A 26,330-nucleotide genomic window follows, 5' to 3' on the forward strand; every position below is an offset into this window, starting at 1 on the left:
GTTAATATTGGGGAAACATAATAAAATTGTAAATTATAGATTATTTAGCCAACTATTTAAAAAATAAACACGTAAACGCTAGAATTGGTACCACGTGTTGCTGCTATAGATTTCGAGAGAAATGTAGAAAAATTTATAATTTTATCTTGTCATCAATAGAATTATAAAGTACTATGTATAAGTAAGGTCATCAGATGACCTTACTTATACATACCTAATGAAAGCGTTTTACAAGGGTGGCGAGGGGGAATTTGTTTGTATTTATTATTAGCTTTAAGTGCAATCATTGCGCCGTTTGTGTTTTTAGTTCTGTTACGTATGTCGGCGATGAAGGGGATGTCGTTAAGCGCAGCAATTGTTATTGCAATAGCTGTGATTTTTTGGGGAATGGAAGGAAATGTTATTCTATCATCGATTTTTCAGGGGGCCCATAAAACATTAACGATTCTATGGATTTTATTTGGTGCATTAGTTTTATTGGATACACTTCGAAAAACAGGAGCAGTGGACAGAATAAATCAAGGTTTTCAGAGCATCTCTGAAGATATGCGTGTACAGGTTGTCATTGTTGCTTTTCTATTTGGCGGAGTAATTGAAGGGGCAGCCGGGTTCGGAACTCCGGCAATGGTCACAGCTCCATTAATGGTAGCTTTAGGGTTTCGTCCAATTGTTGCTGCGACATTGGCGTTGATTGCAGACAGCACACAGGTGGCTTTTGGAGCTGTAGGTACACCTTTAGCAGTAGGATTAAGTAATATTCCGGGGGCAGATGCGGATTTTTTTAATGCAATTGGAGTGCGGATAACCACGTTGGATATATTCGCCGGATCATTTATACCGTTTATTGTCATTGTTATTATGACTTTATTTTTTGGTGAAAACAGAGGGTTTAAGTATGCCTTGCCGATGCTTCCGTGGACCATTCTTATAGGATTTACTTATACGTTGGCTGCTTTGTTCTATGCTTCGGTATTTGGCCAGGAATTTATCTCTATTTTAGCATCTTTAACCGGATTGGTGGTAGCAACAATTACGGCTAAAAAAGGCTGGCTGCTACCAAAAACGACATGGAAAGAAGCGCTGCGTCCCGGTTTTGAAGTGAAAACGGAGAAGTCGAAGATGAGCATCGGGGCAGCCTGGACACCTTACGTTATTGTCGTTGCCTTGTTGTTAATGACCAGGATCATACCTTGGCTGCAAGAGTTCACCCAGACAGCCATTGATTTCTCTTGGACAACTATTTTTGGTGTAGAAGGTGTTGACTCTTCTTGGGAGTTTTTATATTCACCAGGGACGATTTTAACCCTGGCGGCAATTATATCCGTATTTGTTCACCGAAAATCGATTCGTACTTTTTTCAGTGCATCAAAAGATTCTTTTATGACGATGCGGACAACATCAATTGCTTTAGTAGCTACTCTGGCGATGGTGCATGTGTTTACGAATTCGGGAATAAATACAGAAGAATTAATTAGTATGCCACAGTATATTGCTGAGAGTATGGCGGAACATTTAGGATTTATGTGGATGTTCGTTGCGCCGTTTTTAGGAGAACTCGGTGCATTTATTACAGGGAGCGCAACTGTTTCCACGTTAACCTTTTCACCAATTCAATACAGTGTGGCAAATCAATTAGGTTTAGACATAAATACCGTAATGGCTGCTCAAGCAATGGGAGCTGGAGCGGGAAATATGATTTGTGTGCATAACGTTGTGGCAGCAAGTGCAGTTGTGGGTTTGAGCGGTAAGGAAGGGGATATTATTCGGAAAACGCTGATTCCGGCTATTTTCTATGGATTGATGATTGGATTGGCTGGATTTATTGCTATTCAATTCTTTGTCTGATAAGCTGATGGACTTTAAAAACCTCTGGGAATGAATTAAAATAGATTCACGTACTAGAGGAGTTGACAAGATGGAATATAAGCGTATAAAAACCGAAAAAATATATGAGCAAGTAGCAGATTCTTTGATTGGCATGATTAAGGACGGAAGGCTGAAGTCAGGTGATAAGCTGGATTCTGTAGAACAATTAGCAAAAAGCTTCGGAGTCGGCCGCTCCGCAATCAGGGAGGCGCTCAGCGGACTCCGCTCCATGGGGCTGGTGGAAATGCGGCAGGGAGAAGGCACCTACGTAAAAGCGTTTGATGCAGAGCTTTTCACCCTGCCGGTCAGCACGGCATTTTTAATGAAACAGAATGACGTCAAAGAATTATATCAGGTCCGCAAAATTTTAGAAGTTGGCACTGCCGCATATGCTGCAGAGAGCTATACGGACAAGGACCTTGAGAAAATGGAAGCGGCGTTACAGCTGATGGCGGATGCCAAAGGGAATGATCAGCTTTCTGAGCAGGCAGATACCGATTTCCATCTGGCTGTTGCTCAGGCAACGCAGATGAATTTATTGATTCATTTAATGGGCAGTGTTTCCGAATTAATGTCAGAGACGATTCGGGAAGCACGTCGGATATTATTATATACAGAAGACCGGTCACATATTTTATATGAAGAGCATGAACGTATTTATCAAGCAATCAAAAATAGGCAGGCGGATCAGGCAAGAGAAAAAATGTATGAGCATTTGGAGAATGTAGAGCAGTTGCTGTTTCAGGAGCTTGATAAAAATTAAGTACCTCGTTCATGTCCGGTATCAATAGAAGAGGTGGAAAAAATGAAAGTATCTTTGTTCATTACATGTGTAAGTGATATTGTTTTTGCAGATGTAGGTAAGAATACGGTGGAATTATTAGAGCGGCTGGGCTGTGAAGTAGATTTCCCGGCAGCTCAAACCTGCTGCGGGCAGCCCGCATATAACAGCGGTTATCTGAGTGAAGCGAAAAAAGCAATGAAGCAGATGATAAAGGCCTTTAAAGATTCGGAGTATGTGGTCGGCCCGTCTGGTTCATGTGTCGGTATGCTGCGAGAATACCCGAACGTATTCAAAGGAGACCCGGAGTGGGAGCAGCCGGCGATTGACCTGGCTAATAAATCCTATGAGGTAACACAGTTTATCGTGGATGTATTAGGGATAACTGATGTCGGTTCTACCTTTGAGGGAAGGGTAACCTATCATCCATCCTGTCATATGACCCGTATTTTAGGAGTAAAGGAAGCGCCGACGAAGCTGCTTAAAAATGTCAAAGGAATTGACTTTGTTGAACTGCCGGTAAAAGAGGACTGCTGCGGGTTTGGCGGTACATTTGCTGTGAAAAATGCAGATATATCTGGTGAAATGGTAAAAGAAAAATCCCGGCATGTATCGGAAACAGAAGCAGAATACCTTGTCGGCGGAGATATGGGCTGTCTGATGAATATCGGCGGACGTATGCGCAGAGAAGGTAAAAATGTAAAAGTCATGCATATCACTGAAATTTTAAATACACATGTCAAAGAGCAAGGAGGCGTAACCGCATGAGCATAAAAATTAGCGAAGCTCCTTATAAAGAACGGATTGGAAAAGGGATTGACAATGATTTTATGCGGCAGGCTGTTTCTTCTGCACAAGGAAGGTTCCGGAATGGCCGCCTGACGCAGGCGGAAGAGCTCGGCAATTGGGAGGATTGGCGCCAGCTTGGTGAGGAAATACGGTCCCATACATTAGAAAACATTGATTATTATTTGTATCAGCTCAGTGAGGAAGTGGAAAAACGCGGCGGTAATGTCTTTTTTGCGGAGACGGCAGAGAAAGCGAATGCTTATATTGAAAATGTCGTCAAAAAGAAAAACGCGAAAAAAGTTGTGAAAACCAAATCTATGGTTACCGAAGAAATTGGTTTAAATAAAACATTAGAGGAAATCGGAGCAGAGGTAGTCGAATCGGATTTAGGGGAATGGATTCTGCAATTAGATGAAGATCCTCCATCACATATCGTCACCCCGGCTTTGCATAAAAATAGGCAGCAAATCAAAAATACCTTTCAAGATAAAAAAGGCTATGATAAATCAGATACACCGGAGGAACTGGCTTCCTTTGCCAGAGAACAGCTGAGGCAGGATTTCTTAACTGCGGATGTCGGGATTACCGGCTGCAACTTTGCGATTGCAGAATCTGGTTCTGTTACATTGGTAACCAATGAAGGAAATGCGGAAATGGTTACTTCCCTTCCTGATACACAAATCAGTGTCATGGGGATGGAGAGACTCGTTCCAACCTGGGAGGACATGGAAGTATTAGTCAGCTTATTAACAAGAGCTGCTGTCGGGCAGAAGCTGACCAGTTATATCACAACCATTACAGGGACGCGCTTGGAAGAGGAAATCGACGGCCCGGATGATTATCATCTGGTGATTGTGGATAATGGACGTTCTAAAATCCTGGGAACAGAATTTCAGTCTGCACTTCATTGTATCCGCTGTGCAGCTTGTATTAATGTGTGTCCGGTGTATCGCCATGTCGGCGGGCATGCGTATAACTCGATTTATCCAGGCCCAATTGGAGCTGTATTAACACCGCTTCTTGACGGCTATGAGGATCATAAAGAATTGCCGTATGCGTCTTCTTTATGTGCTGCTTGTACGGAAGCATGTCCGGTGAAAATTCCATTACATGAACAGTTGATACGTCACCGTGAAATTATTGTAGAAGAAGAGAAAAAATCGCCTGCTTCTGAAAAAATCATGATGAAAGGTTTTGCGCAATGGGCCTCGAATCCGGCGGCGTATAAATTAAGTACAAAAGTCGCAAGAAGTGCATTAAAACCGTGGACAAAAGAGGAATACGTTGAAAATGGCCCGGGACCATTAAAAGGATGGACGGATGTCCGTGATTTTCCGGCACCGGGGAAACAATCCTTCCGCAGCTGGTGGAATAAACGTCAGAAGGGAGGAGAGGCATAATGGCTATTCAAAACCGTGACTCCTTTTTAAGCAACCTTGCCGCAAATCTGGGCCGGCCGCAAAGAAGAGAAGGTGTGAGCCGGCCGGAGTACAGTGTTCAGCCGCAGCATGAGGTTTTTAAAGATTATTCTGCCGAAGAGCTGATTGGAGTGCTAAAGGAGCATTGTAAGGTTATCCATACCGATTTTGTCCGGACAGATAAAAGCGATTTGCAGGCGACACTGAAGAGAGTATTAGATGGATATGAGGCAGCTTCTATTATTGCATCGAATGATAAGCGTAACCAGGAATATGGACTGGATAAGGCTTATGAGGAATTTTCAAAAGAGGTCGATGTACATGTCTGGGATGCAAACCTTGGTAAGGAAAACCAAGTGATTGCCGAAAGAACAGATGTCGGTATTTCCTTTAGTGATATCACACTTGCTGAATCAGGAACAGTCGCATTGATGACGAATAAAGATAATGGCAGATCCATCAGCTTAATGCCAAAATGCTATATCGCCATTATTCCTAAAGAAACAATTGTACCGAGGATGACACAGGCAGCAGGCAAGATTCATCAGGATAATGAAAAAGGCATTGTTCCTCCTTCCAGTGTTTGTTTTGTAACAGGTCCGAGTAATAGTGCTGATATTGAAATGAATCTGATTGTTGGTGTGCATGGGCCGGTAAAGGTAACGTATATTGTAGTAGATTAATATAGCTTTTATGGTATCTGGTTCATTAAAAAAGCAGCTTCGGTCATAAAAAACACCTCTTCTGTTAAGCGTTTTTTAATCGCGCGGAACGGAAAGGTGTTTTTTTTGTGATTACTAAGCTGGAAGAGTTATATTTATCAAGAATAATAAGAATTACCATTACAAAAATCAGAAAAAACGTTATAATTAGGAAAAAGTAGTCCTGTCTAAATACCTAAATATAGTATAAGATTTTATTCTTGGAAGGATCCTTTTGCATGGATATAAGTATTTTCGTTTCCGCCTTAACAGAGGAGAAAACAGATGCTGGCGCCATGATAGATATAATACATAGAAAAGTTCAGTAAAAATAATAGTAAGAAACGGGATCCGTTTATTGGTTCTAAAAATAATACAAAAATTGGTTTTGACTGGACTGAATGTTTCCTTAGGCGTCTACATAGAATGAAATGAATTGAAGGATGAACTCTATCTATTTAAAGCAACGAAGAAAAGGGGATTTATTATGAGCGATGAAGTATATACAGAATTTTGGAATGGTCAATTACTTGAACTGGTAACATCGGAGGAAAAAACATATTATACACAGCTCATTCGGAAAGAGTCTGAGCTGCTGATTCAAAGACCTGTCAATAAACAGAATGTACCTATGCTGATTGAAAACGGCATGACAGTCACAGTCTGTTTTCATGATGATAAAAAAGGGCTTTGTAACTTTGCATCCCAATTACATCTTCAGCAAAACGGAAAAATAGCCATTACGAAACCCTCTATAGATGCAATTAAAGTAGTGCAAAGAAGGCAATTTTTCCGTGTAAAAGTCATGCTGGATATGGATTTGACATTGCCTCCTGCAGAAGATGCAAATCCGAACGCCGAAGAAGCCGAAGGGGAAAATATAACCGTCATTACCCACGATATAAGCGGCGGGGGAGCAGCTTTCCTGACGGAGTCTAAAATTGTTGAGATAGGCGATAAGGTCGAAGGAACATTATATTTAAAAACAAAGGACAACCAGCAGAAGATTGTATTCAAGGGCAATGTTGTGAATGTAATAAAACAATCAAATAACATGTATAAAAATGCGCTGCAATTTATTGATATGCGAGAAGGAACCAGGTCACATATTGTGAAATTTTGTATTGCTAAACAAATCGAGATTCGAAATAAAATCAAGGAATAAATGACGGATTGAAATATCTGGAAAGATATAATGATTGCTTTAATTTGAATTTTTTTTATAAAAAAGGAGGAATTTTTAATTTTCATGTCGAATGTATAGCAAAGGGTATAAGGAGGTAGAGGTATGTCGAATAAAGTTGGATCTATTAATCAGGAACTAGATGTGTATATTGCACAAAAGGAAGATATGAAGGCTATACTCCGCCTGCTAAAGGGTGTAACAACCTGGCTGAAGAAAAGCCGTTTAAAGCAGTGGGAGTTCCTTGATCAGGACGAGGAAGATCCGGAAGTAAGACAGTCTGTTGAAGATGGAGCTACCTTTGTTGTTAAAGAAGGCGATGAGATTATTGCCACATTTACGCTGAATGAAATGCAGACTCCTTGGGATAAAAACATTTGGGGACAATCCAGCGAAGATGCATTTTATATGCACCGTCTGTCCGTAGACTATGATCATATTGGACGCGGCTTAGGAAGACCTATTGTCGAATGGATGGAAGCATATACAAAGACGCAGGGAATGCGCCGGATTCGTTTAGACTGTGTAGAAAGCAATAAAAAACTGAACCAAATTTATAAAAACTTTGGCTATGATTATAAAGGCACAAATCATGATCATTGCAGGTATGAAAAGATTTTATAATTTGTAACCATTGTTTTCCATCCTCATTATTTTCTTCTTGTATTTCATAAGAATCAAATAACTTCAATATATTTAATCTGACGGTATACCTTATCGATTTTTGATTTGTATAAGGTTGCTGTCAGGTACATAATTTTCAAGTATAAAGCATGTTTTATATAGATATGCTTTTTTTCGTTATATAGACGCTTATAATATACGAATTGGAAAGGAAGTGAGACGTTGAAACAAAATAAATATGACGATCAGCCATTTTTTCAGGCGTATGCAGAAATGGACCGGTCAAAACAAGGTCTGGAAGGAGCCGGTGAATGGCATATATTAAAAGAGATGCTGCCCGATTTCCAGGGAAAGAAGGTCTTAGATTTAGGCTGTGGATTTGGCTGGCATAGCCGTTATGCACGGGAGCAGGGCGCAGCATCTGTGACAGGGACAGATATATCTGAACGTATGCTTGCGCATGCGAAGGAACTGACCAATGATTCAGGGATTGTGTATCTGCAGCAAGCTATAGAGGACATCGATTTTTCTGAAAGCTCAATGGATATTGTTCTCAGCTCGCTTGCCCTGCATTATATTAAGTCCTTTTCCAGTGTATGTGAAAAAGTGCATACGATATTGAAGCCAGGCGGAAGCTTTGTGTTTTCTGTGGAGCACCCCATTTTTACGGCGAGAAAAGAACAGGACTGGATATATGATCAAACAGGAAAGAATCCATTATATTGGCCAGTGGATAATTATCAAATAGAAGGAAAAAGAGAAGCATCCTTTTTAAATGAAACAGTGATAAAATATCATCGCCCGATGTCTGCTTTTATGAATGATTTAATCCAAGCAGGATTTGAGATTTTACGTGTGGAAGAGTCAGTACCTTCAGAGGAAATGCTTGAGGAAGTGCCGGCGATGAAGCATGAATGGCGCAGACCGATGTTTTTGATGATTGCGGCGGAGAAGAAAGCAAAGCAGAGCGTATAAAGAATAGTTGAGTATAGCGTAATGAAAGATGGATGAAGAAGATATTTGTCAATGTCTTCTTTTTTTGGGTTCCATTTTTCATTTATGGTCATATGCTGATAGGAGATTAAGGAAAGGCAGGGAACAGACCCATATGTATTATCATCCTATTTATCAGCAGCAAATGAATCGAATGGATTCGAATGGAAACCAAGGACATCCGTATGATGAACAGACAGCTAGTATCATAGAGGAAACCTTACAGCGTGAGGCATCAACACTTCCAATGTATTTTCAAATAGCAGATCAGTTTAGAAATGACGCATCGGCACAGGGACTTGTGTATGCTGTCCAATCCAGAAATCAAATCGCTGCAGGTCTGGAGCAGGTTTATCACTATTTTACCGGGAAACAGCTAGATATAAGCCAGTCAGAGTATAATCAGGAGAGAAATGTTCGTATCGAAGCTGTGTATGAGCATGCCAGGCAGGGCTATGAAGAAAACTATCATAAAAGTGCGCAAGTAAATGAACCGTATTCCCGGCAGATGCTTTATCAGCTCGCGATGACAGATTATCAAATTGCAAGCCATTTAGCGGGATATTTAGAAAATAATCAAGGGAATACAATAGCTTCCAGGGTTACCGATCATGGAGGAAATCCTTTCGTGATTGATATTGAAAATGCAGCGGAAAACAATACGAATTACCGTACTGCTTTATGGACGGGAGAACATCTGCAGGTTACATTAATGAGTATTCCAGTTGGAGGAGATATCGGCTTAGAGGTCCATCCGGATACCGATCAATTTATACGGATTGAAGAAGGAAGCGGAACAGTACAGATGGGAAACCGGCAGGATAACCTGACAATCAGACAGCAGGTGGAAGAAGACAGCGCGATAATGGTTCCTGCTGGTACATGGCATAATATTACGAATACAGGGGATGAAGCTTTAAAGCTTTATACGATTTATGCCCCGCCTCATCATCCGTTTGGCACGGTGGAAGCTACAAAAGAAGAGGCGATGCAGGCGGAAGGTTAGAGGATGTTTCTTTTAACAGATGAGTAATGAAAGCTACTGTGTTTTTCTTTTTAAAAATAGAAAGCCTTTCTTTTAATAGATCGGCTTTCTATTTTTTGTGCAGCGAATAAATTAGTTCAAATATACCTGTTTCTTAAGTTTATTCTATGTTAAAATTCCCAATATATTCTAATGAAACTAAAAAGTTGGAAGGAGTACATAGATGAGGGTTCAGATCAGCAGAAATACAGGTACACTCGGCGGATTATCCAGTTTAAAGGTCAATGTTAATGGGTCAGCACAGGGAAAACTGGGAAATAATAATGAATTTATTGCAGTATTTCCAGAAGATACAGCAGAAATGACAGTTAATCAAAGCTTTTTCTCCAGTAACTCTTTGACTGTGCATGATGGAGATCACGTTGAAGTAACCCTAAATAAAAAATATTCTCCACTTTTTGTCGTTGGTTTGCTTGGGATTATACTTGGAGGACTAACAAAAGCTGTATTGTTTCATGTTGTTGGATTAATTTGTTTATTCATTGTACTTACCATAGGCTCGAAAAATTGGTTTATCATTAAGAAAAAATAAATGAAAGTGGACGTACATGTGTGAAATGTTCGTCTGCTTTCATTTATTTTAGGTGCTGCAGTATATATTAGCCTGCGCATCAACCAATCCAAAAGGCGGACAGCCAGGCGATAAACGGAATCGTTCCCAAAGCAAGTATGGTAGAAAATACCGATGTAACGACTGCTTCCTGCTCTTTATCCGTATAGCGGGAAAAGAGAACGGCAGAAAGCATAAAGGTTGGCATGCAAGCAAGGATGACTAAGATATTTTGGAGTAATGTCTCCAGCGGCAAAAAGGACAGAATAATCATCACCATGATTGGAAGAATAAGCAATTTCCATACCAAAGGCATCCATAATTCACGGAAAAATAACGGCTGTTTGCTGCGGAAAAGGTCTGGCAGGCTAAAACCGACATAGAGCATCGCCATGGGAGCCGCCAGTGCAGAGAGCATGCCGGCCAAATCCTTAAATAAAACAGGGGCTTCCCAGCCGTTGAAGGCAAAAATAAGTCCGAAGCTGATAGCTATTAACGGCATATTCACGAGCGCTTTTAAGTGTCTCCATTCAAAATGATTATTGCTTTGCAATAGATAGATTCCCAGCGAGAAGACCACAACATCCAGTCCTGCATCAAAAATAGCAGCAAGCAGCCCGCCGGTTGGACCGAAGATAGCAGCACATAACGGAATGCCGATAAAACCGGAATTTCCAATAGCCGCAAGTAAGGCAAGCTGCTTTGATTTTGTCATGGAAAAGCCGATAATTTTTCCAAATAAAAAGCAAATACCAATAGCCAAAACGTTAAAACTGACACTGCAAATAAACATCAGAATAACCTGATGCAATACATCATCCGTTAAATCGGTATTGAAGACGCCATTTAAAATAATAAATGGAACGGCGACATTGATAATTACGCTCATGAACAGTTGTTTTGCTTCATATGTAATCGTGTTTTTAAGAGCTACCAAGGCTCCGATAGCTAAAATAAGCCCCATCATTATGACGGTTAATGCGACAGTGGTGACATCCATTTTAATCTCCTTTGAATCTGAAAAATTGGTATACTTAAATTCGATGTATAATTCTTAATACTAGAAGATTCACAAGAAAGAAACAAGCCTATTTTATAAAAAAGGAAGTGAAAATGATGATTCGTACATTAGATAGCGGAGAAGCATTGCCTATGAATCTATTAATGCTTGCAGATCCATCAGAAAGGCTGATCCGTGATTATACCTTCAGAGGAGTCTGCTATGTGCTGGAGAAAGAGGAAGAGGTGGTTGGTGTATATGTTCTTCTGCCGACCAGACCAGATACCGTGGAGCTTGTCAATGTTGCTGTGGATGAAGCTTATCATGGACAAGGCTTGGGAAAGCAACTGGTATTGCATGCGATTCAGACAGCAAAACAGCAAGGGTACCGTACAATAGAAATTGGAACAGGGAGCTCAGGAGTTGCACAGCTGGCACTATATCAAAAATGCGGGTTCCGGATGGTTTCCATTGACCGGGATTTCTTTTTGCGGCATTATGAAGAGCCGATTTTTGAAAATGGGATACAGGTCATCGATATGGTACGTCTGGAAATGAATTTGGAGCAGTGAAAAAGATGCCAAACGCTGTTCAAACGCGTTTGGCATCTTTGGATGTCAGTATGATTTTTTCATTTCAAATTGCTGAAAGACTGCTTGCTGCGGTATTGGATAAAGTTCTTTGCCAGCAATCGAATTAATGATTTTTTGGTTTCGCAAGACGGATAACCCTAAGTTTGTTGCACTGGAACCATGAGAATGTTCAATATTGGTCAACGTATATATTTGATTTTTACGGGAGTCTTTAAAAACAAGCCGATAATCTGCAGTTACACGAAATCTTTTTTTATCCTCCCATTCTATGTATTCATAGAAATTCTTCAGCCAATCAGGAAGATGCGGCTTATATCCAGTTGCCAGAATTACTTTATCCGCCGGGTAAGTAAATTTTTCTCCTTTTTGCCATTGTTCACATTGCAGGCTATAGGCTCCCTTTTGAGAATTGCCGCACGTTTCAATCGCATTTACTGCCGTGTTTGTTTGAATCGTAATTTGCTGCAAAGGCGATTCGATTGAACGGTTATAAAGCAGCTCATAAATTTTTTCCAAGAGTTTAGGATCAACGCCGTTTCGAATAGTGCTTAAATTTTCAAGCGACTCCATCCTGTTTTCCAACGGCAGGTTATGAAAGTAATCAACATACTCTGGTGAGAATACCTCCTTTCCGAGTCCTGTATCCTCCTTTTGAAAAATTCCGCTGGAACGGGTAAACCAGGTTAAATCATAAGCCCCCTCTTTTTGGTCTTGTAACAAATCGTAGAACACCTCTGAAGCACTTTGACCAGACCCGACGATTGTAATGGAATTTCCCTGCTTTAAGGTATCTTTAAGATACATATAACGGCTGGTATGTGTGATATCCTCTTCCGGAAAGCCTTGCAGCGCTTCTGGAATATTCGGGATACTGCCTGTTCCTAAAATAAGATGTTTTGCATAATAGCTTCGTTCACTTTCATCTTCTGTAGACCGGGCTGTAACCTTATAACAGGATTCATCCGGCATAGCTGTTACATCCGTTACACGTTGTCCGAACTGACAGTTATCTAGTCTGGAAGAGACCCATTTACAATATGTATTGTATTCTTCTCTTGGGATAGTGAAACGGTTAAAAAAGAAAAATTGATACATCCGATTATGCTCGTGGAGATAATTTAAATATGAAAAACGATTGGTGGGATCTGCTAAAGTTACCAGGTCTGCAATAAAAGGTGTCTGCAGATCCATCCCCTCAATCAGCATTCCAGGATGCCAATCAAAAGAAGCTTCCTGTTCCAAAAATAAGATGTCTGCTTCCTGCAAATCATTTGTTAAAGCCGCAAGACTTAAATTAAATGGACCAATTCCAACACCGACTGCATCGTATACTTTGTTCATTGTCGTTCCTCCGATTGTATTTTTTAATTTGAATTATTTAAATCGCTTTGGTACGTAAGAAATAATTATGCTTTGTTGAGATGACTCTTACATAAAAGGCTTGCTAAAGAAAAGCAGCGTGCTATCTTTTTTTCCCTATCCCCATGAAAATAAACGCTGAGGCTTCTCATCAAATTCTCATTTTTCTCTAAGGACATTATAAGCAGTCATCCAGTAAACTGGTAATTGTTAAGAAATTAAGGAGGTTTTTACCAATGAAGACAATTTTACTATCAACGGCAGCAGGAGCATTACTGTTTAGTGGAATCTACGCTAATACAGGAGAAGCGGAAGAAATCACAGCAGATAAGGAAGCAGTAACTATGGAAGAAGAAACAGGCGCAAATGCACAGGAAGAAATGGATGTTATCCAAGATCAAATTCCATCTGGAAATGAATCTGTTCAAGTTGTGGAGGATAATCCGCATAAGCGTATTCTATTTATTGGTGATGACGCTAATCAAAAAAAATACAAAACGATTTTTATCAAAGATACGAGCCGTTTAAAGATTATTGACTTAAATGGCGGACAAATATTTAATGAAGTTATATAAAATAAGGTAAGATAAACCCATCTCAAACTGATCGAGATGGGTTTTTAAATTAAGTAAAAAAAGTATTGACCTTGACGCTGCGTAAATCTCTATACTAAAAAATGAAAGGAGGGCAACGAGATGAAATACACCATCAAACAAGTAGCTGACATGTCTGGTATCAGCACACGCACACTCCGGTATTATGATCAAATTGATTTATTAAAGCCGGCGGAGCATTCGGATTCAGGATACCGTCTCTATGAAGACAAGGAATTAAATCGGTTGCAGCAGATTCTTCTCTATCGTTCCTTAGGGATGAAGCTGGAGCAGATTCAATCCGTATTGGATGATCCTGCGTTTCATACGCTGACGGCATTAGAAGATCACCAGCGAAAACTGGAAGCGGAACAAGAAAAGATAAACCGATTGTTAGCTACCGTGAAAAAAACAATTCAATATACAAAGGGAGAGATTACGATGACAGCGGAAGAAAAATTTGAAGGATTTAAGAAAGAACGTCTGGAAGAGAATGAACGGTTATATGGAGAAGAAATCAGAGAAAAATATGGAGAGGAAACAATAGAAAAATCGAATAAAAAATTTATGAACCTCAGTGAGGCAGACTTTCAGGAAATGCAGCGGATAGAAGATGAATTATTTATGAAGCTGGAGCAGCTGACAGAGACGAAGGATTTAGATACACCAGAAGCAAAGGAAGTGTATGAACTTCATAAAAAATGGCTGCTGTATTCTTGGCCGAATTATTCCGCTGAGGCTCATAAAGGCTTGGTACAAATGTATATGGCAGATGAACGATTTGCGAAATATTATAATAATCGTGCGAAAAAAGAGGTTGTTTCTCTCTTGCATGATGCAGTAGTTAAATATGCAGCGGATTGATTCTGCTGAAAAAATCGGGGAAGCGTTTTCCCGGTTTTTTTCATGTTCATGAATCTTTTCTGCTTCTCTTGCGTAAATACTATAAAACGAAATGTTATTCTGTGAAATTTTTTGGTTTTTTCTCACAGAAAGTTAGTTGAGTGATTCAGGGTAGTCCGCGGCTGTTCATCTCCCGTCGATTTCTACTCTGTATTTTGAGGCGGGAAATTTTACGGACGATTCTTCGTGATAAAAGGTATTTACAAAAAGGAGATAAGCTATGCAAGAAGCATTTTTAACCTACCAGTGGGAATTATTTATCGCGGCGGAGATTCTTTCTGTTGTTATGCTCTTATTATTTGGGGTAACTAGATATTTGCTGAATAAGAAGAAGCTAAGTGTTATCTTTATCAGTTTATTTTTAGCTTTATTTATATTTGAAGCAGGGCTGGCTCTCTACATTTATCAAATCACCGGAGAAATCAGCACGTTCCAGATTATCGTTATGATTTTTGTGCTCTATGCATGTACTTTTGGTATCGCTGATTTTAAGCGTCTTGATCGCTGGATGCGGCAAACGATTGGCAAATGGCGCGGTGTTTCCTTATTAACGGAAAAAGATATGCAGGTAATGGAGCGCCAACAGGACCCAAAATATATTGCCCGTAAAAATCGTATTAGTGCAATGATTCATCTGGTTATTTTTATCAGTGTACAAGCAGGGTTGTGGATTTATGGGCTGGGTGGAACAGCAGGAATTGTGGGTTATTTAACGGATTTGACCTGGGTGGAAATAGATGATTATCGGCAGTCCCCGTATGCCAGTGAAACAGCGTTTAGCATGTCCAAGCTTTGGGGGCTTATCTTTATCGTTGATTTTATTTATTCCTGGTCGTACACCTTTTTCCCGAAAAAAACGAAAGCGTAATTTAAAAAGCTGGAAAGAATGAAGCACAGCCTGATGAAGGGTCCATTCTTTTCAGCTTTTGTTATAGAAAATAAATCTGGAGCTTCAACAGTTGACATCGGTCTTCTTTTAGCTATAATATTTAGTAATTATAAAATTACAAATTACTAATAACGATACTCATTGGAGGTGAAAAATTCATGAAGGAGGAGAAATCAAAGTATATTACACCAGACGGTTATACGAGTGATATTGCCGTATTTACCATTGTTTCAGAGAATGCTGAATCCAAAGAACAACGCAAAAAAGAGCCTCCTCAAAAAAGGTTAAAGCTATTATTAATCAAACGGGCTAAAATGAATGCAGAAGGAAAACCTAATATCGAAGCCGGCAAGTGGGCGTTGCCTGGAGGGTTTGTGGATGCGAAAAAAAGGGAAACTGCTTTACAGGCAGCAACGAGAGAATTAAAGGAAGAAACAGGCGTAGAAAATGTATTCTTAAAGCATTTCGGCACGTACGATGCATGGGGAAGAGACCCTCGCGGCTGGATTATATCCAATGCGCATTATGCCATTGTACCGGAATTTCAGCTTGAAAAACGAGAAGCGGCGGATGATGCAGCGGAAGTTGGGTTGTTCTCATTGGATGAGATAGAAGAGCTTGCATTAGCGTTCGATCACGAACAAATAATTGCAGATGCTGTATCCTTAATTGAATGGGACATGCTTCATTCCACCATTGCCAAAAACTTTCTGCCTAATGAATTTACTTTATCTGAATTGCAGCGTGTCTTGATGACGGTATCCAATCATTCCAGAATCACAAACACATCTGTATTTTTTGGAAAAGCACCTAAGCTGCCTTTTTTAGAAAAAGTTGTCGATCAGCATGGAAACTTAAAGAAAACGGAACGGAATTCATTCAGGCCGTCCCAGTTATATCAATTTAACGATTATGTTGTTTTCTCAACTATTTGGTAATAAAATAGAAGACGTATAAAACGAAACTTCATTCCGTGAGAGCCTTGCTTTTCTCTCGCTGGATTAGGCGGAGTTGTTCAGAGAATGAGATCATCTGACTTCTCGCCTAAGCAGATTTGATTTTTCCCCTTCTACTTGGAGGAGGGAGATTTACGGACAGTCATCCGTGATAAACCACAGGAGGAAATCGGAAATGAATTATATAGATGACAGCTTAATGCTGCATACAGATCTTTATCAAATAAACATGGCTGAAACGTATTGGTATGATGATGTACATCAGCGTAATGCTGTGTTTGATTTATACTTTCGCAAGCTCCCTTTTGGAAATGGCTATGGCGTATATGCCGGCTTAGAAAGAATTATCGAGTATTTACATAACTTCCGCTTCAGTGAATCGGATTTAACCTATTTACAGGAACTCGGTTATAAAGAAGACTTTCTTGATTATTTGCGTCAGCTCCGTTTTACCGGATCGTTGAAATCCATGCATGAAGGAGAGGTTGTTTTTGCGAATGAGCCGATTATCCGTGTGGAGGCGCCGTTAGCAGAAGCACAATTATTAGAGACTGCTTTATTAAACATTGTGAACTACCAAACACTGATTGCGACGAAAGCTTCGCGCATCAGGCAGCTGGTCAGGGATAACCCGGTGATGGAATTTGGAACACGCAGAGCACAGGAGATGGATGCAGCCGTGTGGGGAACGCGAGCGGCGTATATTGGCGGATTCAATGCAACCAGTAATGTCCGGGCAGGCAAGTTATTTGGAATCCCTGTATCGGGAACACATGCTCATTCGATGGTTCAGGCTTATCGAGATGAATATACCGCCTTTAAAAAATATGCAGAGCGTCATCGTGAATGTGTCTTTTTAGTAGATACATACGATACACTCAATTCGGGTGTGCCAAATGCAATCAAAGTAGCTCAAGAATTAGGGGATACCATTGATTTTAAAGGAATCCGGATTGACAGCGGCGACTTAGCCTATTTGTCGAAGGAAGCCAGGAGAATGATGGACGAGGCTGGATTTAAGGATGCGAAAATTTATGTCTCCAATGATTTAGATGAATATACCATCGCCAGTCTGCAAGCCCAGCATGCGAAAATCGATGTATGGGGAATCGGTACAAAATTGATTACGGCATATGACCAGCCTGCGCTGGGAGCGGTTTATAAACTTGTATCGATTGAGGACGAGCATGGAGAAATGGTAGATACCATTAAATTGTCCGGTAATCCGGAAAAGATGACCACACCAGGAAAGAAAAAAGTGTATCGGATTATAAATAAGGGAAACCATCATACAGAAGGAGACTACCTGACATTAGAGGATGAAGATCCGAACCAGGAAGAGGAAATTATGCTTTTCCACCCGATTCATACGTATTATAAGAAAATGGTTTCTAATTTTGACGCAGTAAACCTGCATCTTGACATTGCTGTCGACGGTGATATTGTCTACGAATGCCCAAGTCTTCTCCATGTACAGAATTACGCAAAGAGCCAGCTTCAGCTTTTCTGGGATGAATATAAGCGGACAAACTATCCGGCTGAATATCCAGTCGATTTAAGTATCAAACTATGGAATAGTAAGATGGAGCATATTGAAAATGTGAAGAAACAGCTAAAACAAGATTAGAATCATTGATTTTATCGGAATACGGATAAACTTTCTGTTTTTTTACCGCAGTGAAATGTTTGTATGCCAAGTGAAAGCTGCTGGTTTGCTAAGAATAAGTGAATTCGACGTTTTCGAATAAAGGAGTGTTTAGGAATGAGTGAATTACAGCAATCCGTTATCAACGCATTACATGTAAAGCCAGAAATCGACCCGAAGGAAGAAATTCGTCTCCGTATTGATTTTATGAAGGAATATTTGCAGAAATTTAGTTTTGCCAATGGCTTTGTCCTTGGAATATCGGGGGGACAGGATTCTACCTTGCTTTCGAAACTGGCTCAATTGGCAATAGATGAATTGAATCAGGAAGAGGAAGAAGAAACGTATCAATTTATTGGTGTGGAGCTTCCATATGGAAAGCAAGGCGATGCAGATGATGTAGCAGATGCGATTGAATTTATTCAGCCTTCGAAAGTGCTGACAGTTAATATTAAGGAAGCAGTAGATGCAAGTGAAAAAGCATTGCGTGCTGGAGGAGTCGTTATCAGCGATTTTCTAAAAGGGAATGAAAAAGCAAGAGAACGCATGAAGGCGCAATATAGCATCGCAGGGGTGCATAACTGCTTTGTATTAGGAACCGATCACGCCGCAGAAGCAATTACCGGGTTCTTCACCAAGCATGGAGACGGAGCTTGTGATCTGGCGCCCCTGGAAGGATTAAATAAGCGTCAGGGAAAACAACTGCTGAAAGCGTTAGGCTGTCCGGAGCATCTCTATTTGAAAAAACCGACTGCAGATTTAGAGGATGACCGTCCGGCCTTAGCTGATGAAGAAGCGTTAGGCGTCACGTATGAAGAAGTCGATGATTATTTAGAAGGAAAAGAAATATCTCAAGAAGCAAGAGAAGTTATTGAAGGGCACTATATCAAAACCATGCATAAGCGGGAGCCGATTGCTTCTATTTATAATGATTGGTGGAAATAAGAATTGCAGAGGGCGGATGAATGATTCGTCCTTTTTTCTTTTTTAATAAAAAAGTGGCTTTTGTTATAAGAGAGAGGAAGGGTGATGAAGCAGTGAAGTATGTTATCGGTGTGGATTTAGGGACCAGTGCGGTAAAGTTGCTTTTGGTCAATCAGAAGGGAAAAGTAGTTCAAGAGGTATCGAAGGAATATCCATTGATGCAGGAAAAAGCAGGGTATAGTGAACAAAATCCGGAAGACTGGGTAGAGCAGGCAATAGCCGGCCTGACGGAGCTGACAGATCGATTTTCTGGGAATTTATCTGATATTGAAGGAATCAGCTTTTCCGGGCAAATGCATGGTCTTGTTTTAGTGGATGATAATCACGAGGTAATCCGCCCGGCTATTTTATGGAACGATACGCGCACTACTGCAGAATGCCGGGAAATTACAACGTGTGTTGGAGAGGATACGCTTTTAGAAATACCAAAAAATATGGCTTTAGAAGGTTTTACATTAACTAAAATTTTATGGGTTAGAAAGCATGAGCCTGAAAATTACGCAAAAGCAAAGCTGTTTTTATTGCCGAAGGATTATTTGCGTTTTCGCCTGACTGGTCAATTACATATGGATTATTCAGATGCTGCAGGCACCCTTTTATTAGATATAAAGAAGCGCTCATGGAGCAAGGAAATCTGTGAAGCCTTAGATATTCATCCTGATTTGTGTCCGCCGCTGGTTCCTTCTCATGAAATGGTTGGGAATATCAAGGTAGAAATAGCAGAAAAAACCGGCTTATCAGAAGAAATGAAAGTGTTTGCAGGGGGTGCCGATAATGCTTGTGGAGCGATTGGTGCCGGTATTTTGGAAGAGGGGGAGACAATGGTTAGTGTTGGAACCTCTGGTGTTGTTGTCTCCTATGAAACGAATGGAGATAAATCATTTGAAGGAAAAGTGCATTACATGAACCATGCTGCTCCGGATGCTTATTATACGATGGGTGTGACACTTTCTGCAGGCCATAGTTTATCCTGGTTTAAGAACACCTTTGCAAAAGAAAGGAGATTTGATGACCTTATAAATGAAGCTAAGGATGTACCAGCAGGAGCAAACGGACTATTATTCACACCTTATCTTGCTGGAGAACGTACACCCCATGTGGATGCCTACATTCGCGGCAGCTTTATTGGCATGGACAGCTCTCACGAACGCAAACATTTTACCAGAGCGGTAATTGAAGGGATTACATTTTCTTTAAATGAATCGGTAGAAATTTTCAGGGAGCATGGAAAAGTGATTGATAAGGTTATCGCCATTGGCGGCGGAGCCAAAAGTGAGCTATGGCTGCAAATTCAGGCAGATGTATTCGATGCTGCAGTAATAAAGCCAAGCAGTGAACAAGGGCCGGGAATGGGAGCGGCGATGCTGGCAGCTTATGGCGCGGGGTGGTTTGAAACGCTGCAGGAATGTGCTTCCGTTTTTCTGGAGGATGCAAAAAGGGTGGAGCCTATTCCGGAAAATGTAGAGAAGTATAAGGAATTATTTAAACTGTATAAGTCTGTTTACGGTTCTACGAGACAAATAAATAAGGATTTAATGAAATACCGGAATAACGATAAAGCATAGCCGTTTATCACACCTTCCTCTCTAGATGAATAATCTGTAACGATACGTTAAAGAGGAAGGCGGAGGGGCATGGATACATTATTTACACTAGCGTATGAAATTGGTTCGCTTTATATTATTGTCGCCATCGGGTGGATAATCAGACGTAAGGGACTGATTTCTGAACAAGGTCAGCGTTCATTCACGACCTTATTATTATATATTGCTTTACCTTGTCTGATAATTAGTTCTATGCATATGCCCTTCCAATATGAACAAGCTTATGGCGCCCTTATTATGTTCGTCCTTTCCATCTATATCATGGGAGGGACCCTTTTTGTAAGCAGGTTTATCACGAAAAAACTAACGCTCCCGGTGAACCGAAGCGCTGTATTCGAAAATGTGATTCTGTTTGGGAATCAAGGGTTTATCGGCATGGTGATTATCCTGCAGCTATTTGGGCAGGAGGGAGTCCTGTTCGCTTCTGTATTTAATCTGATTTATTATGTCCTGATGTGGACATATGCGATTTATATTATGAATCCAGAAGGACTTCCAGTTTCCAAAACGATGTTTATCTTAAAAAATCCAGGCTTTTTAGCAACGATAGCAGGTTTTGTCTTATTTATTTTCCCTGTTCAGTTTCCTGCTTTTATCATGAGTCCTATAGCAACCATTGGACAGATGACGGTACCTTTATCCATGATTATGATTGGCATGATGATTTCAACCGTAACGTATGCTAAAGTCCTTGCCTATATGAAGGACATTTTTGTTTATATCGCTGTAATGATTCGATTGTTTATTTATCCTATTGTCTTCTTTCTGCCATTGCTGTTATTTAATCTTCCATTTGAATTATTTATGATAGCATGTTTGCTTTCTGCGACGCCGAGTCCGGCAACAATAAGTATGTATGCACAAGTATATGGGGGAGATATAGAATTTTCGGCGGTAGTTGTCTTTTTCTCCACACTTCTTTCGGTTGTCAGTATTCCGATTGTTTATTTGGTGTTTTTGTTGTTAATTTAGCGGTGGTGAATAGAAAAGTTATGGTTTACGATTAAAGTTTGTGCGCGTGGCTATGAATTTGATGAATAATATTGATTAGAGGTTTCATCACCTGACATAAAAAAGTTCCAATCATTCTTTTTGATGACTGGAACTTTTTATGTTGTTTTATGCCGGGCATGGTCCAGTTAAGCTGCTACAAAAGACTGGACATGTAAAAAGACTTTTACGGTGTAAATCTTTTTGCTTCACTACCTTCAGGATAATCTAATTGATTCGGATTGTAGCTTATTAATTCAATCAGCATGCCCCATGGTGCGCGTCCATAAACAAATTCTCCAGATCCGTTTTCTACATCCCCTAATAGCTCGCCTGGCTCTGTTAATAATTCGCCGCCTGCTTCCACAAAAGCGTTAGCTGTTTGCTGGATATCATCAACATAGAATGCAAAGTGCTGGACTCCAAGATCAGAGGCAATAACAGGTTCTCTTTGTTCGGTATCTTTAAAATGAAAGAGCTCTAAGTTGGAACCATTGTCAAAAGAAAGAATCCGTATATGAATCACCTTCGCCCCTTTTTTCAGACCTAACGTTTTTTCAACGGCTTCCCCCTGCTGCGGTTCGTCGCCTAATTTCTTATTATCGTAAGCAATTTTTGCATGAAAAGCTTTTTTGAAGAACGCTGTTGCTTCTTCAATATCTGGTACTGTAATTCCTATATGGTCAATACCGCGTGTCAAATTTGTCATGGGATAACCACTCCTTTATGAAATGAATAAATGGAAGTAAGAAAAAAAGAGCTGTCGTACAAACAGTTACCTCATTGCACAACAGCCCCCTTTCGTTTATATGAATTCTTCTTTACAGGTGAAACATGCCTTCTCTTTTTTTAATCTTTTAAAACTCTTCATAAACAGCCGGGTCTTGGCCTTTCAAACGCCCCTCTGCCTTGGTAAGACTGTTGATCATTGTCATCTCTTCATTGCTTAATTCAAAGTCAAAGATAGAGATATTTTCCTTCTGGCGGACTGGTGACGCTGATTTAGGGATTGCCACTGCTCCCAGTTGATAGTGCCAGCGGAGAATAATTTGTGAGATTGTTTTGTGATGCTTTTCAGCAATTTTTTGTAATGTTTTATCCTGCAGGAGGTCACTTGCTCTGGATAAAGGGCTCCATGATTCTGTTACAATCCGATGGTCCGTATCCCATTTCAACTGCTCTGCCTGATTGAATCGCGGATGTAATTCAATTTGGTTCACAGTCGGCAAAATTCCTGTTTCTTTTTCAAGTCGCTCTAAATGTTCTGATAAGAAGTTGCATACACCGATGGAACGGATATAACCAAATTTCTGCGCATCAATTAATGCTTGCCAGGCCTCCACATAGTTATCCTGAATGGGATTTGGCCAGTGAATCAAGTATAAATCATAATAATCCAGATTAGCGCGGAATAAAGATTCTTGAATCGTTACAATGGCATCATCATAATGATGATAACGTCCAGGAAGCTTCGATGTGATAAATAATTCTTCACGTGGTACGGAGCTCCGGCGTACAGCTTCTCCAACGGTAGCTTCATTTTCATAATTGTACGCTGTATCAATTAAGCGATAGCCGTTTGTAATTGCCGTATTGATTGCTTGTGCGCCTTGCTGTCCTTTCAGCTTGTACGTCCCAAAGCCGACAGCAGGAATTTGAATACCGTCATGTAATGTGATTTCTGGAATTTGATTTGTCATCTGTATATACTCTCCCTTCGCTTATACTTAAAATCCTACCTTTCTGCTCCGGAAAATTCAAACAATTTGTCTTTGCCGGTCAATCGTTTCCATCTATGTATTCGGCGGCGTTTGGTTTAAAGCATCCTGGCCAAATCGATGATAATAATCAAAGCTCCCAGCAAAAATAGAAAGAAGGCCATCCATTCTAAACGATGAAATCCTTTTAAAGCAACTCTTTTATCTGGTGCCTTCGGGTTAAAATAAGCCCAGCAATACATTCCCAAATACTTTCTGGGTATTACACCGTCTGTTGCAGTAAAAGTATCAATAGAGGTAACATAATACAGTTCGTCATTATATTCCAGTAAAACTCTATAATTGTAGGCGACGATGCTATAGCGGCCTTTCGCACCGCGGTTATATCCTATAATTTTTCCTGCTACTAATTCACCAGTTAAAACACTCTTTAATTTTAAGAAAATAACAAACAAGGCTACAATGCAAAGTAATAAACCAATAAAAGCCAACGATTTCCCATCCTTCTTTTCGTTTATTATAAAGGCTCTTCACCAAGATCTATGGTTAACATAATAGATATAAATTTGCTGTAAGCGGCCGCTACGGAAATACACTACGCTTTCCATGGGCTTGTCTTCAGCCTCCTCTAAAAGAAGACTTAGCGATTGACAAGCCGGCAGGCGCAGACAGAGCTAAAGTCGCACTTATGCCCCGAGGGTAGAAAAAAAGAAGATCACTTTTTCTGCGGGGTCTTCACACTGGGACTGGGACCGCGATTACTCGTCCCATCGAAGGGCTTTTGCAGTTACTCGCCCCACCGAAGACCATTGCGCATTCCCATAGGAGCCTACGTGTATTTCCTTCGCTAGATAATTGCTATTATCACATTTAATTATATTTCCCAACCATAGATTTTGGTATTGACCCAGTATTATTGCACTTTTTACCTATTTTGAACAATATAAAATTTTATCCGTTAACCAATTTTTAGACGTTGTTTTTAAAATTTCTCCTTAAAGAAAAAACTCCTACCTGATAAAGGTAAGAGAAGGTGGAGATACATTTCATCTGCTTTAGAATCTAACTTACATGCATTCCTGCAGATTTGTTGAAATTTGCCAGGTAATCCCGAATTTATCTTGCACCTGTCCATAAGCAGGGCTCCAATGTGTCTCTTGAAGCGGCATAAGCACCTTGCCGCCTTGCTGCAATTTCTCAAATATATCTTTGGATTTGCCGGAGTCTTCTAAAGTAACACAGACGTGGACCTGTGAACCTGTCTCAATGGGCTGCCCTGGAAAAGTATCAGACAGCATAAAATACGTATTTCCTATTTGTATCTGGGCATGCAGGATACGGTTCTTTGCTTCAACCGGAAGAGCAAATTCCGGATTCTCAGGCAGGTAGCCAAATGTTTGTACCCCTAATACTTCAGCATCCAGTGCTTCTTTATAAAAATCGATTGCTTCTTTTCCAGTACCATCCATTGTTATATAAGCGTATACTCCTGTAGGCATCGTATTCTCCTCCTAGGTTTGTTTAATCATATAGGCAGTAAGGTTTTTTAATTTTTCATTCTCAAACGTATACCAGTCATTAAAATAATAAGTGACAGACCCATCTTCATCTGTAAACTGCATTTCGCCCTCCACAACAGCTGTATTTCCTTCAATGAGTGTTCGGTAAACCTTATAAACATCTGCCTTATAACCGCGCATCGGCTCCATTTTTTCAATAAAAGCTGCTTTTCCTTCACTAATACCGTGACCAACTTCATTCATGATAATATCATCTGCGGCTGCTTCAAAAATAAAATCAACTTCTCCGTTGGCGAAAGCAGTGTTAAACTTTTCCATTAATTTCCTAGTAACGGTCAATTTTCTTCACTCCTTTTCTCTTTTTTTTAGTATAGCAGCAGTTGTTTACACTGATTTCTTCTCGATTGCTCCATTTAGAATAATTTAATGTGAAATCGGTGACTGCTGCAGAAAATGTTTCATGAGTAATGGTAACGAAATAAGGATGGGCGGGTCTGTAATTTCCGGCTTTCTCATAATCAGGCGGGTTTCGGGCAGTGAACGTTTTCCATCAATACAGATGGGATAGGGATGGCGTGCACGTAATGTTTCCTGCGGGATAAGAATCTTTTTGGAATCCATTTCCCATGAAATAGCGGTTGCCATCAGAAAATAGGTGCCAACAGGAATATTCGTTAAATGAAAAGAATGAGAATGTATTAATAAGGTGCCGCGGACTGGCAGTCCTTCTGGAATCGGCTTTGGAAATAGCCCCGCCAGAATAATACCGTTGAATGGTTCATCTGTCTGAATCGATCCAGATAATTGACGGGAAGAAGCGGTATGCATGGATGGAGGCTGCCATTTGTTTTGCTTTAAATCAGTCATATATGCTTCCGGGTGCTGAAGAGAAGCACGAAAGGAGGCAGGTGTCATTCCAATACTGTTGGTAAAGCGTGTTGTAAAGGTCCCGAGGCTTTGCTGGCCGATTTCAAGACCGATATCCCGGATAGGAAAAGCGGTGTCTAATAATAATGTTTTGGCAAGCTGCAAGCGTAAACTGGAAATAAAGTACATCGGTGATACGCCAATCTGCCGTTTAAACATACGGGAAAAATGAAATGGACTGTAAGCTGCTTCATCAGCAAGAACGTTGAGTGAAAGGTCCTGATCTAAATTCTGCTGAATAAATACAATGGAATCCTGAATGGTCTTATTTGGTGTCAGCATTTTTAAAAGCCTCCTTCTATTCTGAGTATATCTGAAAATAAGAGAATATCTATACTAATATTAGAATTTTAAATGGTTAATCTAAATTTAATAAATTTCACAATAGATTCGGAACTGTGAAACAATACACTGGGAAAAGTTTGCATGGAGCACAAAAATTCTATATAATGAATATAATTTACGAGAGAAATGGAGGTGTAGAGATGTTTTTAGGGCTTGAGAAATCGTGCGGAGACTGGATGGAATTCTTATATTACTGCCGTGCGAAATTTGCGCTATTTGCTGCCTGCGGGATACGTCTGTCCTTTTTTAGCAATTTAATAGCAAATACGAAAGCAAAAAAGCATCTCTGCATCGGATAAAGTACGGTTATGTGAAATGAAGTGACGTCTGAAAGCACACAGAGAGGTACGCTCT

General features: G+C 40.2%; 28 protein-coding genes. 20 read left to right on the plus strand and 8 right to left on the minus strand.

The features are described from left to right. Positions 1-255 precede the first annotated feature (255 nt). The 10 genes from MKX55_RS03945 to MKX55_RS03990 all read left to right on the plus strand — a co-directional run bounded on the left by MKX55_RS03945 (position 256) and on the right by MKX55_RS03990 (position 9,932). On the plus strand, positions 256-1,845 hold the full coding sequence (locus MKX55_RS03945; RefSeq protein ID WP_339236232.1) for an L-lactate permease: 1,590 nt from the start codon (positions 256-258) through the stop codon (positions 1,843-1,845). Positions 1,846-1,915: 70 nt separating this feature from the next. Continuing rightward, positions 1,916-2,629 carry a FadR/GntR family transcriptional regulator gene (locus tag MKX55_RS03950; protein ID WP_042531843.1) on the plus strand — a complete coding sequence of 238 codons (714 nt, stop codon included), beginning with the start codon at positions 1,916-1,918 and terminating at the stop codon, positions 2,627-2,629. Positions 2,630-2,671: 42 nt separating this feature from the next. After that, positions 2,672-3,415, plus strand: coding sequence for a (Fe-S)-binding protein (locus tag MKX55_RS03955; protein ID WP_077604667.1), 744 nt, complete (start codon positions 2,672-2,674; stop codon positions 3,413-3,415). Further along, positions 3,412-4,836 carry a LutB/LldF family L-lactate oxidation iron-sulfur protein gene (locus MKX55_RS03960; protein WP_339236237.1) on the plus strand — a complete coding sequence of 475 codons (1,425 nt, stop codon included), beginning with the start codon at positions 3,412-3,414 and terminating at the stop codon, positions 4,834-4,836. Before MKX55_RS03955 ends, MKX55_RS03960 begins: the two co-directional genes overlap by 4 nt. Then, positions 4,836-5,537, plus strand: coding sequence for a lactate utilization protein C (locus MKX55_RS03965; protein WP_339182586.1), 702 nt, complete (start codon positions 4,836-4,838; stop codon positions 5,535-5,537). The genes MKX55_RS03960 and MKX55_RS03965 overlap by 1 nt, the downstream gene beginning before the upstream one ends. Positions 5,538-6,042: 505 nt before the next feature. Then, complete coding sequence (locus MKX55_RS03970) at positions 6,043-6,720, plus strand: PilZ domain-containing protein (protein ID WP_339236240.1); 678 nt, start codon at positions 6,043-6,045, stop codon at positions 6,718-6,720. A gap of 123 nt (positions 6,721-6,843) precedes the next feature. After that, positions 6,844-7,362: a GNAT family N-acetyltransferase gene (locus MKX55_RS03975; protein ID WP_256705681.1), complete on the plus strand. Its 519-nt coding sequence runs from the start codon at positions 6,844-6,846 to the stop codon at positions 7,360-7,362. 222 nt (positions 7,363-7,584) lie between these two features. Next, on the plus strand, positions 7,585-8,337 hold the full coding sequence (locus MKX55_RS03980) for a class I SAM-dependent methyltransferase (protein WP_339236243.1): 753 nt from the start codon (positions 7,585-7,587) through the stop codon (positions 8,335-8,337). A gap of 133 nt (positions 8,338-8,470) precedes the next feature. Next, entirely contained in the window at positions 8,471-9,361 is an 891-nt protein-coding gene (locus MKX55_RS03985) for a cupin domain-containing protein (protein ID WP_339182589.1), read from the plus strand. Between the two features lie 202 nt (positions 9,362-9,563). Continuing rightward, positions 9,564-9,932, plus strand: coding sequence for a hypothetical protein (locus MKX55_RS03990; protein ID WP_339236245.1), 369 nt, complete (start codon positions 9,564-9,566; stop codon positions 9,930-9,932). A 79-nt stretch (positions 9,933-10,011) separates the two neighbouring features. Here MKX55_RS03990 and MKX55_RS03995 read toward each other — a convergent pair whose 3' ends face one another. Beyond that, positions 10,012-10,950, minus strand: coding sequence for an AEC family transporter (locus MKX55_RS03995; RefSeq protein WP_339236247.1), 939 nt, complete (start codon positions 10,948-10,950; stop codon positions 10,012-10,014). Between the two features lie 113 nt (positions 10,951-11,063). Between MKX55_RS03995 and MKX55_RS04000 the strand changes: the two genes are divergently transcribed. After that, on the plus strand, positions 11,064-11,522 hold the full coding sequence (locus MKX55_RS04000) for a GNAT family N-acetyltransferase (RefSeq protein WP_339236250.1): 459 nt from the start codon (positions 11,064-11,066) through the stop codon (positions 11,520-11,522). A gap of 45 nt (positions 11,523-11,567) precedes the next feature. On the opposite strand, the gene MKX55_RS04005 is transcribed toward MKX55_RS04000, so the two are convergent. Next, the gene (locus MKX55_RS04005; RefSeq protein WP_339236253.1) at positions 11,568-12,884 is read right to left on the minus strand and encodes a SidA/IucD/PvdA family monooxygenase; all 1,317 of its coding nucleotides are present in this window, start codon (positions 12,882-12,884) and stop codon (positions 11,568-11,570) included. Positions 12,885-13,138: 254 nt separating this feature from the next. On the opposite strand from MKX55_RS04005, the gene MKX55_RS04010 reads away from it, so the two are divergent. The 8 genes from MKX55_RS04010 (at position 13,139) to MKX55_RS04045 (ending at position 21,448) form a co-directional block, all read left to right on the plus strand. Further along, on the plus strand, positions 13,139-13,477 hold the full coding sequence (locus MKX55_RS04010; protein WP_339182595.1) for a hypothetical protein: 339 nt from the start codon (positions 13,139-13,141) through the stop codon (positions 13,475-13,477). Positions 13,478-13,597: 120 nt separating this feature from the next. Then, complete coding sequence (locus MKX55_RS04015; RefSeq protein WP_339182596.1) at positions 13,598-14,359, plus strand: MerR family transcriptional regulator; 762 nt, start codon at positions 13,598-13,600, stop codon at positions 14,357-14,359. Between the two features lie 259 nt (positions 14,360-14,618). After that, positions 14,619-15,266, plus strand: coding sequence for a hypothetical protein (locus MKX55_RS04020; RefSeq protein ID WP_339236256.1), 648 nt, complete (start codon positions 14,619-14,621; stop codon positions 15,264-15,266). A 179-nt stretch (positions 15,267-15,445) separates the two neighbouring features. Further along, complete coding sequence (locus MKX55_RS04025; RefSeq protein WP_339236259.1) at positions 15,446-16,225, plus strand: NUDIX domain-containing protein; 780 nt, start codon at positions 15,446-15,448, stop codon at positions 16,223-16,225. A 193-nt stretch (positions 16,226-16,418) separates the two neighbouring features. Then, positions 16,419-17,870 (plus strand): nicotinate phosphoribosyltransferase, encoded by a 1,452-nt coding sequence (locus MKX55_RS04030; RefSeq protein WP_339236261.1) that lies wholly within the window; start codon positions 16,419-16,421, stop codon positions 17,868-17,870. Between the two features lie 135 nt (positions 17,871-18,005). Beyond that, on the plus strand, positions 18,006-18,833 hold the full coding sequence (gene nadE / locus MKX55_RS04035) for an ammonia-dependent NAD(+) synthetase (protein ID WP_339236264.1): 828 nt from the start codon (positions 18,006-18,008) through the stop codon (positions 18,831-18,833). A gap of 92 nt (positions 18,834-18,925) precedes the next feature. After that, positions 18,926-20,437, plus strand: a complete 1,512-nt coding sequence (gene xylB, locus MKX55_RS04040) for a xylulokinase (protein WP_339238414.1) — start codon at positions 18,926-18,928, stop codon at positions 20,435-20,437. A gap of 69 nt (positions 20,438-20,506) precedes the next feature. Further along, positions 20,507-21,448 carry an AEC family transporter gene (locus tag MKX55_RS04045; protein ID WP_339236267.1) on the plus strand — a complete coding sequence of 314 codons (942 nt, stop codon included), beginning with the start codon at positions 20,507-20,509 and terminating at the stop codon, positions 21,446-21,448. A gap of 205 nt (positions 21,449-21,653) precedes the next feature. Here the strand turns inward: MKX55_RS04045 and MKX55_RS04050 are convergent, their stop codons facing one another. From MKX55_RS04050 to MKX55_RS04075, 6 genes are all read right to left on the minus strand, one after another. Beyond that, entirely contained in the window at positions 21,654-22,175 is a 522-nt protein-coding gene (locus MKX55_RS04050) for a VOC family protein (protein ID WP_339182608.1), read from the minus strand. 148 nt (positions 22,176-22,323) lie between these two features. Next, complete coding sequence (locus tag MKX55_RS04055; RefSeq protein WP_339236270.1) at positions 22,324-23,166, minus strand: aldo/keto reductase; 843 nt, start codon at positions 23,164-23,166, stop codon at positions 22,324-22,326. 116 nt (positions 23,167-23,282) lie between these two features. Next, positions 23,283-23,675 (minus strand): DUF3592 domain-containing protein, encoded by a 393-nt coding sequence (locus MKX55_RS04060; protein ID WP_339182612.1) that lies wholly within the window; start codon positions 23,673-23,675, stop codon positions 23,283-23,285. Positions 23,676-24,251: 576 nt separating this feature from the next. Beyond that, the gene (locus MKX55_RS04065) at positions 24,252-24,683 is read right to left on the minus strand and encodes a VOC family protein (protein ID WP_339236273.1); all 432 of its coding nucleotides are present in this window, start codon (positions 24,681-24,683) and stop codon (positions 24,252-24,254) included. Positions 24,684-24,695: 12 nt separating this feature from the next. Continuing rightward, positions 24,696-25,043 carry a nuclear transport factor 2 family protein gene (locus MKX55_RS04070; RefSeq protein ID WP_339236275.1) on the minus strand — a complete coding sequence of 116 codons (348 nt, stop codon included), beginning with the start codon at positions 25,041-25,043 and terminating at the stop codon, positions 24,696-24,698. Positions 25,044-25,127: 84 nt separating this feature from the next. Then, a complete protein-coding gene (locus MKX55_RS04075) occupies positions 25,128-25,913 on the minus strand; it encodes an AraC family transcriptional regulator (protein WP_339182618.1) in 786 nt (261 codons plus the stop codon). Between the two features lie 239 nt (positions 25,914-26,152). Between MKX55_RS04075 and MKX55_RS04080 the strand changes: the two genes are divergently transcribed. Beyond that, positions 26,153-26,275, plus strand: coding sequence for an RAxF-45 family protein (locus MKX55_RS04080; RefSeq protein ID WP_281422721.1), 123 nt, complete (start codon positions 26,153-26,155; stop codon positions 26,273-26,275). Positions 26,276-26,330: the final 55 nt, after the last annotated feature.

The organism is Oceanobacillus sp. FSL W7-1281 (assembly GCF_037969835.1).
Taxonomy (GTDB): domain Bacteria; phylum Bacillota; class Bacilli; order Bacillales; family Amphibacillaceae; genus Oceanobacillus; species Oceanobacillus oncorhynchi.